Annotated in this window: 8 protein-coding genes; 6 read left to right on the top strand and 2 right to left on the bottom strand. The window is 73.4% G+C overall.

Annotated elements, in window-relative coordinates; all coding sequences use genetic code 11:
- Positions 1-176: 176 nt before the first annotated feature.
- From AC07AB_RS23895 to AC07AB_RS23870, 6 genes are all read left to right on the top strand, one after another.
- Positions 177-1,505, top strand: a complete 1,329-nt coding sequence (locus AC07AB_RS23895; protein WP_478570161.1) for a deoxyguanosinetriphosphate triphosphohydrolase — start codon at positions 177-179, stop codon at positions 1,503-1,505.
- Positions 1,506-1,583: 78 nt separating this feature from the next.
- Positions 1,584-2,825 (top strand): alkene reductase, encoded by a 1,242-nt coding sequence (locus AC07AB_RS23890; RefSeq protein WP_478570159.1) that lies wholly within the window; start codon positions 1,584-1,586, stop codon positions 2,823-2,825.
- A gap of 348 nt (positions 2,826-3,173) precedes the next feature.
- The gene (locus AC07AB_RS23885; protein WP_478570156.1) at positions 3,174-4,436 is read left to right on the top strand and encodes an NAD(P)/FAD-dependent oxidoreductase; all 1,263 of its coding nucleotides are present in this window, start codon (positions 3,174-3,176) and stop codon (positions 4,434-4,436) included.
- Between the two features lie 9 nt (positions 4,437-4,445).
- On the top strand, positions 4,446-4,970 hold the full coding sequence (locus AC07AB_RS23880) for a GNAT family N-acetyltransferase (protein WP_478570153.1): 525 nt from the start codon (positions 4,446-4,448) through the stop codon (positions 4,968-4,970).
- 48 nt (positions 4,971-5,018) lie between these two features.
- Entirely contained in the window at positions 5,019-6,929 is a 1,911-nt protein-coding gene (gene dnaG, locus AC07AB_RS23875) for a DNA primase (protein ID WP_478570150.1), read from the top strand.
- A gap of 268 nt (positions 6,930-7,197) precedes the next feature.
- Positions 7,198-8,379: an RNA polymerase sigma factor gene (locus tag AC07AB_RS23870; RefSeq protein WP_478570147.1), complete on the top strand. Its 1,182-nt coding sequence runs from the start codon at positions 7,198-7,200 to the stop codon at positions 8,377-8,379.
- A gap of 170 nt (positions 8,380-8,549) precedes the next feature.
- Here the strand turns inward: AC07AB_RS23870 and AC07AB_RS23865 are convergent, their stop codons facing one another.
- The gene (locus tag AC07AB_RS23865) at positions 8,550-10,001 is read right to left on the bottom strand and encodes an FGGY family carbohydrate kinase (protein WP_478570144.1); all 1,452 of its coding nucleotides are present in this window, start codon (positions 9,999-10,001) and stop codon (positions 8,550-8,552) included.
- A 30-nt stretch (positions 10,002-10,031) separates the two neighbouring features.
- Positions 10,032-10,331 carry a YtxH domain-containing protein gene (locus AC07AB_RS23860; protein ID WP_478570141.1) on the bottom strand — a complete coding sequence of 100 codons (300 nt, stop codon included), beginning with the start codon at positions 10,329-10,331 and terminating at the stop codon, positions 10,032-10,034.
- Positions 10,332-10,575: the final 244 nt, after the last annotated feature.

The raw sequence follows: 10,575 nt of genomic DNA, 5'->3' as shown, positions 1-10,575 counted from the left end.
ACCCCCCCCCCCCCCCCCCCCCCCCCCCCCCCCCCCCCCTCCCCCCCCCCCCCCCCCTCCCCCCCCCCCCCCCCCCCCCCCCCGGCGCCGCCGGGGCGCGCGGGCACCTCCGTGAACCGGCCACCGCGCCGTGCACGCCGTCGCTCGCGTCACAGGCGGCGGTTACCGTCGGGGGTATGAACGGCACAGCGCGTACCGCGTCCGAAAGTCCCGGCATCGGCGGATACGAGCCATCGGACCTGGAGCGGCGGGCGGCCGAGCCCGACAAGCGGCCGGGCCGCACGGCCTTCCAGCGCGACCGCGCCCGCGTGCTGCACTCCGCCGCGCTCCGCCGCCTCGCCGGGAAGACCCAGGTGGTCACGCCCGGCATCAGCGACCAGGCATGGGACGCCAGCCCCCGTACGCGCCTGACGCACTCCCTGGAGTGCGCCCAGGTCGGCCGCGAGCTGGGCGCCGCCCTCGGCTGCGACCCCGACCTGGTGGAGGTGGCCTGCCTCGCGCACGACCTCGGCCACCCGCCGTTCGGCCACAACGGGGAGCAGGCGCTCAACGAGGTCGCCGAGGGCTGCGGCGGCTTCGAGGGGAACGCGCAGTCGCTGCGGCTGCTGGCCCGCCTGGAACCGAAACGGTTCACCACCGACCCCGACAGCGGTGAGCTGGTCAGCGTCGGTCTCAACCTCACCCGCGCCACCCTGGACGCCGCCACCAAGTACCCCTGGGCGCGCGGCGGCCACCCCTCGGACCCCACCTCGCCGAAGTTCGGGGTCTACGCCGACGACGTGCCGGTCTTCGAGTGGCTGCGCGAGGGCGCGCCCAAGGGCGGCAAGAGCTTCGAGGCGCACGTCATGGACTGGTCCGACGATGTCGCGTACTCCGTGCACGACGTCGAGGACGGCCTGCACGCCGGCCACATCGACCCCAACTGCCTGCTCGCCGAACCCGAGCGGCGCGAGATCTTCGCCGTCGCCGCCGACCGGTACGCACCCGGCGCCGACCCCGAAGAGCTGGCCGCGGCCCTGGACCGGCTCCTCGACCAGGAGTGGTGGCCGCACGGTTACGACGGAACGGCCGTCGCCCAGGCCCGCCTCAAGGACGCCGCCAGCCAGCTCATCGGCCGCTTCTGCCTCGCCGCCGAGAGCGCGACCCGCACCGCGTACGGGCCGGGCCGCCTCACCCGCTACCGCGCCGAACTGGTCGTACCGCACGGAACCCGCCTCGAATGCGCCGTGCTGAAGGCCGTCGCCGACCACTACGTCATGCAGCGCCCGGCCCAGCAGAGGCTCCGCGCCGACCAGCGCGTCGTCATCGCCGAACTCGCCGAGGCGCTGATCGCCCGCGCGCCCGACGGCCTCGACCCGCAGTTCCACTCCCTGTTCACCGCCGCGCCCGACGACACGGTCCGGCTGCGCGCCGTCATCGACCAGATCGCCGCCCTCACCGACGCCTCCGCCCGCTCCCTGCGCATCCGCCTCACCGGCTCCACCCGCTCCACGCCGAGGGGTTAGGCGCTCACCGGTCACATCTCCCCGTCGCGATCCGTCAGCCCCGTGGCACGGGAGGCGACGCGACGAGGAGAGCGCCCGATGAATCCGTACGTTCGGAACCACGTTCAGCAGCACGTTCAGAACCATGCTGAGCAGCACGTTCAGAATCACGATCCGCACACCGAGCCCCACCAGCCCCAGCCGTTGCTGCGGCCGACGAGCATCGGTGATCTCCGGCTGCCCAACCGGGTGGTGATGGCGCCGCTGACCCGGGCCCGCGCGACCAACGCGGACCTGGTGCCGACGGACCTGCACGCCGCGTACTACGGTCAGCGGGCCGGCGCCGGCCTGATCATCAGCGAAGGCGTCTGGGTCAGCGAACGGGCCGTCGGCTTCGGCGGCGTCCCCGGCCTCCACACCGAACGGCAGATCGCCGCCTGGAGCCGGGTCACCGGCCTCGTGCACGCCCTGGGCGGCCGCATCGTGGCGCAGCTCTGGCACACCGGCGCCAACTCGCACCCCGACCACCTCGCGGGCGCGCTGCCCGCGGGGCCCTCGGCGGTCGACCCGCGCGAGACGATCCACACCCCGTACGGGCGCAAGGAGACCGTCACCCCCAGGGAGATGACCCCGGCGGACATCGAGCGCACCATCGCGGATTACGGGGCCGCGGCCGCACACGCGCGCCGCGCCGGGTTCGACGGGGTCGAGATCGCCGCCAACGGCACCTATCTGATAGCGCAGTTCCTCAACCGGCGGCTGAACCGCCGCACCGACGGCTACGGCGCGGACCGCGGCCGCCTGCTGCTCGACATCACCGACGCGGTGAGCGCCGCCTGGAGCGCCCGGCGCGTCGGCGTGCGGCTGTCGCCGTACTGGACCGTCGGCGACCGGCCGCCGGGCGGCCCACCGCCCGGCGCGTACCCCTACACCGCCGACGCCCGTACCCTCGCCGACCACGACGCCCTCGTGGCCGAACTCGGCCGGCGCCGGGTGGCCTACCTCCATCTGCGCGGCCGGGCGCCGAGCAGCCCCGGCGCCGCCCCCGTGAGCGCCGAGTTCGCCCGCTACCGGCGGCTCTTCGACGGCCCGCTGATCGCCAACCACGGCTTCGACCGGGAGAGCGGCAACGCGATCGTCGAGGCGGGCATCGCCGACGCCGTGTCCTTCGGCAGGCCCTTCATCGCCAACCCCGATCTCGTCAGCCGGTTCGCCCTGGGCCACGAGATCGCCACCGGCGACCGCGGCACCCACTACCGCGGTGCGGAGCGCGGCTACATCGACTATCCGACCTGGCCGGGCGTGCCGCCGGTGCCGGACAGCGGGGGTTCCGGCTCGTGATGGGTGCGTGGCCGCGCGGAACACCTTGGCCGGACCGGCGGAGCTCTGCCCCAGACCGGCGCGCGGGTCCGGCGGCGGCGGTTTTCAGACGGCGCCGACGGCCCGACGAGGCCCCTTCCGGAACGCCCGTAGCCGCCGTTCCGGCGGGCCGGGCGCGCCGCTGTCACAGGGACCTGACACCCTGTGACCGCAAGGGCCGGCGCATCGCCGTCCACCGTGTGTCATCGCTCTGAGCCGTCCGGCGCAGTCCCTCTTCCGGCAGCACGCTCCGTGCGGGACGCTCGGCTTTGGCGATTGGGACCGGGGGGCGGAAGGCGCAGACGTACTGCGCGAGCTAGGAGGCACGAAGTGGTGGATGCACACCGGACGTTCGTCATCGTCGGAGGGGGCCTGGCCGGGGCCAAGGCCGCCGAAACCCTCCGATCGGAGGGTTTCACCGGCCGGGTGATACTGATCTGCGACGAACGCGAACACCCTTATGAGCGCCCGCCGCTCTCCAAGGGCTACCTCATCGGCAACGAGGAACGGGACAGCGTCTTCGTCCACGAGCCGTCCTGGTACGCGCAGGCCAACATCGAACTCCACCTCGGCCAGCCCGCGGTCCACCTCGACCGCGCCGCCAAGTCCGTACGGCTCGGCGACGGCACCAGCGTCCACTACGACCGGCTGCTGCTGGCCACCGGCGCCGAGCCCCGCCGTCTCGACGTCCCCGGCACCGACCTGGCCGGCGTCCACCACCTGCGCCGCCTCGCCCACGCCGAGCGGCTGCGCGGCGTGCTCGCCTCCCTCGGCCGCGACAACGGCCACCTCGTCATCGCCGGAGCCGGCTGGATCGGGCTCGAAGTCGCCGCCGCCGCCCGCTCGTACGGCGCCGAGGTGACCGTCGTCGAGTCCGAGCCGACCCCCCTGCACACCGTCCTCGGCCCCGAGCTCGGCGCGCTCTTCACCGACCTGCACCGCGAACACGGCGTGCGGTTCCACTTCGGCTCCCGGCTCACCGAGATCGTCGGCCAGGACGGCCTGGTGCTCGCCGTCCGCACCGACGACGGCGAGGAGCACCCCGCCCACGACGTCCTCGCCGCCATCGGGGCCGCCCCGCGCACCGCCCTCGCCGAGAGCGCGGGCCTGGAGCTGGCCGACCGTACGGGCGGCGGCGGCATCGCCGTGGACGCCGCGCTGCGCACCAGCGACCCGGACATCTTCGCGGCGGGCGACGTCGCCGCCGCCGAACACCCGCTGCTCGACTCCCGGCTCCGCGTCGAGCACTGGGCCAACGCGCTCAACGGCGGCCCCGCCGCCGCCCGCGCCATGCTCGGCCAGGAGGTCTCCTACGACCGGGTGCCGTACTTCTTCTCCGACCAGTACGACGTCGGCCTCGAATACTCCGGCTACGCGCCGCCCGGCTCGTACGACCAGGTGGTCTGCCGCGGCGATGTCTCCAAGCGCGAGTTCATCGCCTTCTGGCTCAAGGAAGGCCGGCTGCTCGCGGGCATGAACGTCAACGTCTGGGACGTCACCGACCCCATCCAGCAGCTCATCCGCGCCGGCGCCCACCCCGACCCGGACGCCCTCGCCGACCCAGGGGTCCCCCTGGCCTCGCTGCTGGAATAGCTTGGGGCCATGACCATCCGTACAGCAGTGGTGCCGGTCGCGGAGATCTTCGAGCTGCGCCGGTCGGTGCTGCGGCCGGGCCTGCCTCCCGAGGCCGCCGTCTTCCCCGAGGACGGCGACCCGGCCGGGGGCACCTTCCATGTCGCCGCGTACGACGAGGGCGGCGCCGTACGGGGCTGTGCCACCCTCTTTCCGGACCCGCTGCCCGGCGGGGCCGACGGTGTTCACGGTGCTGACGTCGCCTCTTACAGCGCCGGCGGCGCCGGGCGCGCGTACCGCTTCCGCGGCATGGCCAGCGATCCGGCCGTCCGCGGCCTCGGCTATGGCGTCGCCGTGCTGCGGGCGGGCCTCGCCGAGGCGGCGGCGCGCGGCGCGGAGACCGTCTGGTGCAACGGCCGCACCTCGGCCCGCGGCTTCTACGAGCACCAGGGCTTCACCGTCGTCGGGGAGGAATTCGTCATCGAGTCCGTCGGCCCGCATCACGTCTTCACGATCGAGGTCGGGGGCCTCGGCGGACAGCCGGGAGGGGGCTGAGGGGCCCGGCGGTTCGGGAGTGTCGGACCCCGGCCGTAGACTTCACACGTGGCAGGCAGGATCAACGATGACGATGTGAAGGCGGTCCGGGACGCGGTCCCGATCGACGCCGTGGTCTCCGAGTATCTCCAGCTGCGCAACGCGGGCGGCGGCAACCTGAAGGGCCTCTGCCCCTTCCACGACGAAAAGTCGCCTTCCTTCCAGGTCAGTCCCGCCAAGGGGCTCTTCTACTGCTTCGGCTGCCAGGAGGGCGGGGACACCGTCGACTTCGTCATGAAGATCGACCACCTCTCCTTCGCCGAGACCATCGAGCGGCTCGCCGGCCTGGCCGGCATCACCCTGCGCTATGAGGAGGGCGGCTACACCCCCGGCCGCCAGCAGGGCGAGCGCATCCGCTTCGTCGAGGCGCACCGGGCCGCGGCCCTCTATTACGTGGAGCAGCTCGACAGCCCCGAGGCCGAGATCGGCCGGAAGTTCCTCGCGGGCCGCGGCTTCGACCAGGCCGCCGCCCAGCACTTCGGCGTCGGCTACAGCCCGGCCGGCTGGGACCACCTCACCCGCTTCCTGCGCGGCAAGGGCTTCAGCGACAAGGAGCTGATCCTCTCCGGGCTCTCCCAGGAGAGCCGGGGCGGCCGCCCCATCGACCGCTTCCGCGGCCGGCTGATGTGGCCCATCCGCGACATCACCGGCGAGGTCATCGGCTTCGGAGCCCGCAAGCTCCGCGACGACGACAACGGCCCCAAATACCTCAACACCCCCGAGACCGCGCTCTACAAGAAGTCGCACGTCCTCTACGGCATCGACCTCGCCAAGAAGGACATCGCCAAGACCAGCCGCGCCGTCGTGGTCGAGGGCTACACGGACGTCATGGCCTGCCACCTCGCGGGGGTCACCACCGCCATCGCCACCTGCGGCACCTCCTTCGCGGGCGACCACATCAAGATCCTCCGCCGCCTCCTGATGGACAACGCGAGCGCCGAGGTCGTCTTCACCTTCGACGGCGACGCGGCCGGGCAGAAGGCGGCGCTACGGGCCTTCGAGGACGACCAGAAGTTCGCCGCCGAGACGTCCATCGCCATCACCCCGGGCGGCATGGACCCCTGTGAGCTGCGCCTCGCCGAGGGCGACGAGTCCGTGCAGCGGCTGGTGGAGTCCCGTACCCCGCTCTTCGCCTTCGCGATCCGGCAGGTCGTCGGCCGCCACAACCTCGACACCGCCGAGGGCCGCGCCGCCGCCCTCGAAGCCGCCGCGCCCATCGTCGCGGGCATCAAGAACAGCTCCATCCAGCACGAGTACGCGGTGGCGCTCGCGGGCATGCTCGGCATCCTCGACACCCAGTTCGTGGTCCGCCGCGTCGGCCAGCTCGCCCGCTGGGCCCGCGAGCGCGGCCAGCGCCCCGGCGCCGACCAGGGCGGCCGTACGCGCGGCGGCGCCCCGCCCGCCCCCACCGCACCATCAGCCCAGCCCGTCCACCGCGGTCCCGCCCTGAACCTGCGCAGCCCCGCCCACCGCACCGAGCGCGAGCTGCTCAAGCTGGCCCTCCAGCGCCCCGACCTGGTCGCCCCCGCCTTCGACGCGTACGGCGAGGACGAGTTCACCGCCGACCCGTACGTGGCCGTGCGCCGCACCATCGAGGAGGCCGGGGGAGTGGCCCGGGCCGCCGACGACTACCTCGCCCGCGTACGGGACACGGCTCCCGACAACACCGTGCGCGCCATGGTCACCGAGCTGGCCGTCGAGGCGATCCACAGCCGCACCGTCGACGAGGCGTACGCGGGCGTCCAGCTGGTGCAGGTCCGGCTGCGGGCCGTGGAGCGCCGCGTCGCGGACGTGACGGCGAGCATGGTGCGCCTCGGCGCGCAGGCCGCCCCGGACCACCTCGCCGCCGTGCAGAACGAGCTGTGGGTCCTCCAGCAGTACGCCCAGGCGCTGCGCGAGCGCGGCGCGGACGCGCTCTAGCGACGCCGAGCGGCGGGCGCGCTCCAGCGGCGCCGAGCGGGCACCGGGAGCGGGCCGAGGACGGGCTGGGAGGGCCGCCCGAGGCGGGACCAAGGCCGGGCCGGGGCTGGACCAAGGCCGGGCTGGGGCCGTGTCCCGCGCCGGAGCCCCTGTTCCGCTCAGCGAGAGGCCCGCCCCCGCGCTGTAGCCGACCGGTCACGGAACGGACCCAGAAAGTGCGCGCACGCCCCTCGTGGCGGGAGTGTGTCGTGCCCCACACTGGCTTGTGGTGCCTGAGTCCTCGGAGCGCGGGTCCGGTCCCCCGAAACCGGAGTCCCCCGCGGAGCCGCTCTTGATGTCCGGGACGGACGGCGGCTCGGCCGCAACCGTGCCCGATCCTTCTGCCGCCTCAGCAGCGATCACCCTGGAGGTCGCCCCCGTGCAGACCCAGACCCTGACCGACGCGGCACCGGCCGTCGTACGACAGGCCGATCCGCCCGCGTCCGAAACGTTCGGTGAGGAAGTGCTCCCCGATCCGCCCGCACGGCCCGACACCAGTGGACCTTCCTCCGACCTGTTCCGCCAGTACCTCCGCGAGATCGGCCGCATCACCCTGCTCACCGCGGCCGAGGAAGTCGAGCTGGCCCGCCGCGTCGAGGCGGGGCTGTTCGCCGAGGAGCGGCTCGGCACCGCATCCGACCTCGACTCGCAACTCGCCCTGGATCTCGACAAGTTGGTGGTACTGGGCCGAATGGCCAAGCGCCGCCTCATCGAGGCCAACCTCCGCCTCGTCGTCTCCGTCGCCAAGCGCTACGTCGGCCGCGGGCTGACCATGCTCGACCTGGTGCAGGAGGGCAACCTCGGTCTGATCCGCGCCGTCGAGAAGTTCGACTACGCGCGCGGATACAAGTTCTCGACCTACGCGACCTGGTGGATCCGCCAGGCCATGTCCCGCGCGCTGGCCGACCAGGCCCGTACGATCCGGGTCCCGGTCCATGTCGTCGAGCTGATCAACCGCGTGGTGCGCGTCCAGCGCCGCATGCTCCAGGAGCGCGGCTACGAACCCGGCCCCGACGAGGTCGCCGCCCACCTCGACCTCACCGAGGAGCGGGTCACCGAGGTGCTGCGCCTCGCCCAGGAGCCCGTATCGCTGCACGCGCCCGTCGGCGAGGAGGACGATGTCGCGCTCGGCGACCTCATCGAGGACGGCGACGCCGCGTCCCCCGTGGAGTCGGCGGCGTTCCTGCTGCTGCGGGAGCACCTCGAAGCGGTCCTCTCCACACTCGGCGAGCGCGAGCGCAAAGTCGTACAGCTCCGCTACGGACTGGTCGACGGCCGCCCCCGCACCCTGGAGGAGATCGGCCGGATCTTCGGAGTCACCCGCGAACGCATCCGCCAGATCGAGTCCAAGACCCTCAACAAGCTCCGCGACCACGCCTTCGCCGACCAGCTCCGCGGCTACCTGGACTGATCGCCGGCCGGCCCACCGGAACGGGCCCGCCGGAACTCCTCCGCCACCTGCCGCGCGTGGTGCGGCCCGGCAAGGCGCCGCGAGGGGCTGAGAGGGGCGGCGGCGGGCCGCCGCCCCCTGAGACTGAGACGTACGGAATGTGCGTACGCGACGTGCGGTGCGTGCGGTGCCTACGCCTGGCCGGCGGGCTGCTGCCCCTCCCCGAACGCGTCCGGATGGATCTGGTCGCGCACCGCCGCGTACTGCTGGCGCACCGCCTGTCCCACCGCCAACTCCTCGCCCGGCTCGAAGACTTCACTGGCGGCGGCCGGCCACCGCGGCGGCTCGTGCGGCGAGAGCGTGCCCTGCTGCGCGCCCAGCGCCCACGCCGCCTGCCGGGCCGCGCCGATCGCCGTGTAGTCCGCCGGCTGCGGGGTGATGACCTGCGCGCCGAAGAGCGCGGGCGCCACCGCCCGTACGGCAGGCAGCCCGGCCGCCGCGCCCAGCAGGAACACCCGCCGCACCTCGACGCCCCGGCCGCGCAGTACGTCCAGCGCGTCCGTCAGCCCGCACAGCATGCCCTCGAAGGCGGCCCGAGCCAGGTGTTCCGGTTTCATGCTCTCGCGCCGCAGCCCCGACAACGTGCCCGCGGTGTGCGGCAGATGGGGCGTCCGCTCGCCCTCCAGATAGGGCAGGAGGACGAGCCCGGACGAGCCGGGGGTGGAGGTGAGGGCCAGTTCCGAGAGCCCCTCCAGATCGGTGCCGAGCAACTCCGCCGTGCCGCGCAGCGCCCGTACCGCGTTGAGCGTGTGCACCACGGGCAGATGCATGCCCGTCGCGTCCGCGAAGGAGGTGATGGTGCCCGTCGAATCCACCAGCGCCTCGTGGTGCACGGAGAAGACCGAGCCGGAGGCGCCCAGCGAGATCACCGCGTCACCGGGCCCGACGCCCAGCCCGAAGGCGGCCGCCATGGTCTCGCCGGTGCCCGCGGAGATCAGCAGCCCCTCGGGCGTGTGCCCGGCGGGCTCGCACGGACCGAGGACCTCCGGCAGCGCGGCCGCGTGCCCCAGCGCCAGCTCCACCAGATCCGGCCGCCACTGCCCGGACGCCGCCGACCAGTAGCCCGTGCCGGAGGCGGCGCCCCGGTCCGTGGTCCGCCGCACCGGCCGCCCCAGCAACTGCCACACCAGCCAGTCGTGCGGCTGGAGCAGCATCGCCGCCCGTTTCGCGGCCTCCGGCTCATTGCGCGCCAGCCAGCGCAGCTTGGCGACCGGCTGCCCCGCCTGCGGCACCGACCCGACGGCCTGCGCCCACGCCGTGCGCCCGCCGAGCGCGTCGGTGAGGTCGGCCGCCGACGGCTGCACCCGTTTGTCATTGCCGAGCATGGCAGGGCGTACGAGCACCCCGCCGGCGTCCAGTGCCAGCAGCCCGTGCTGCTGCGCGGAGACCCCGATGGCCTGCACACCCTCCAGCAGACCGCCGGCGGCGGCCTCGCCCAGTGACATCAGCCACGCCTGCGGGTCCCCGTCGGAGTCGGTGGGGTGCGGCGCGTACCCCTGCTTCAGCACGGCGCCCGTGTCCGTATCGCAGACGACGATGCGCGTGCTCTCGGAAGAACTGTCCAATCCGGCGACTATGCCCATGGGGCTCGATTTTGCCCTATGGCCCGAGCGTCACGTGTTGCTGGTGCCCCAGTCGTCGTCCGCCGGGGCCCGCTGCTCCCGCAACGAGCGCACCCGCTCGGTCACCGAGTCCGGCAGCCGGTCGCCGACCTTCGCGCCGACAGCGCCGAACGCCTTGGTCGCGGCGGCCCTGCCGTTCTGTGCGGCGGACTCGGCCGTATTGCGCACCGCCGGGTTCTGCGTGACTCGCCGCGCGGCCTTGCGCAGCTGGTCGTAGCGTTCACGGCCGGCTCGCGTGCCGAGCACGTACCCGACGATTGCTCCGGTGATGAACGTCAGCCGGTAGCGCATCGCTCCACCTTTCCTCGCGTCGAACCGCATTGGATCATGTCCGGGGCCGGGTTCCGGTTCATGCCCTGGACCATGTCCGAACCATGTTCTGGATCACGTCTCGGATCGTGCTGTGCATCAAGTCTCAGTCTTGGATCATGCTCCGAACCACGTCCAGGACGGCGTCCCGGACCACGCTCTGGATCATGTCCTGGATCACGCCTTGGGCCATGACGGCCCGTCTCGGCGGTGCTCCGCGCCTACC

This window comes from Streptomyces sp. NPDC044033, from assembly GCF_056434425.1.
Note: the sequence above shows the minus strand (reverse complement) of the source record. Positions and strands in the feature narration are given on the sequence as shown.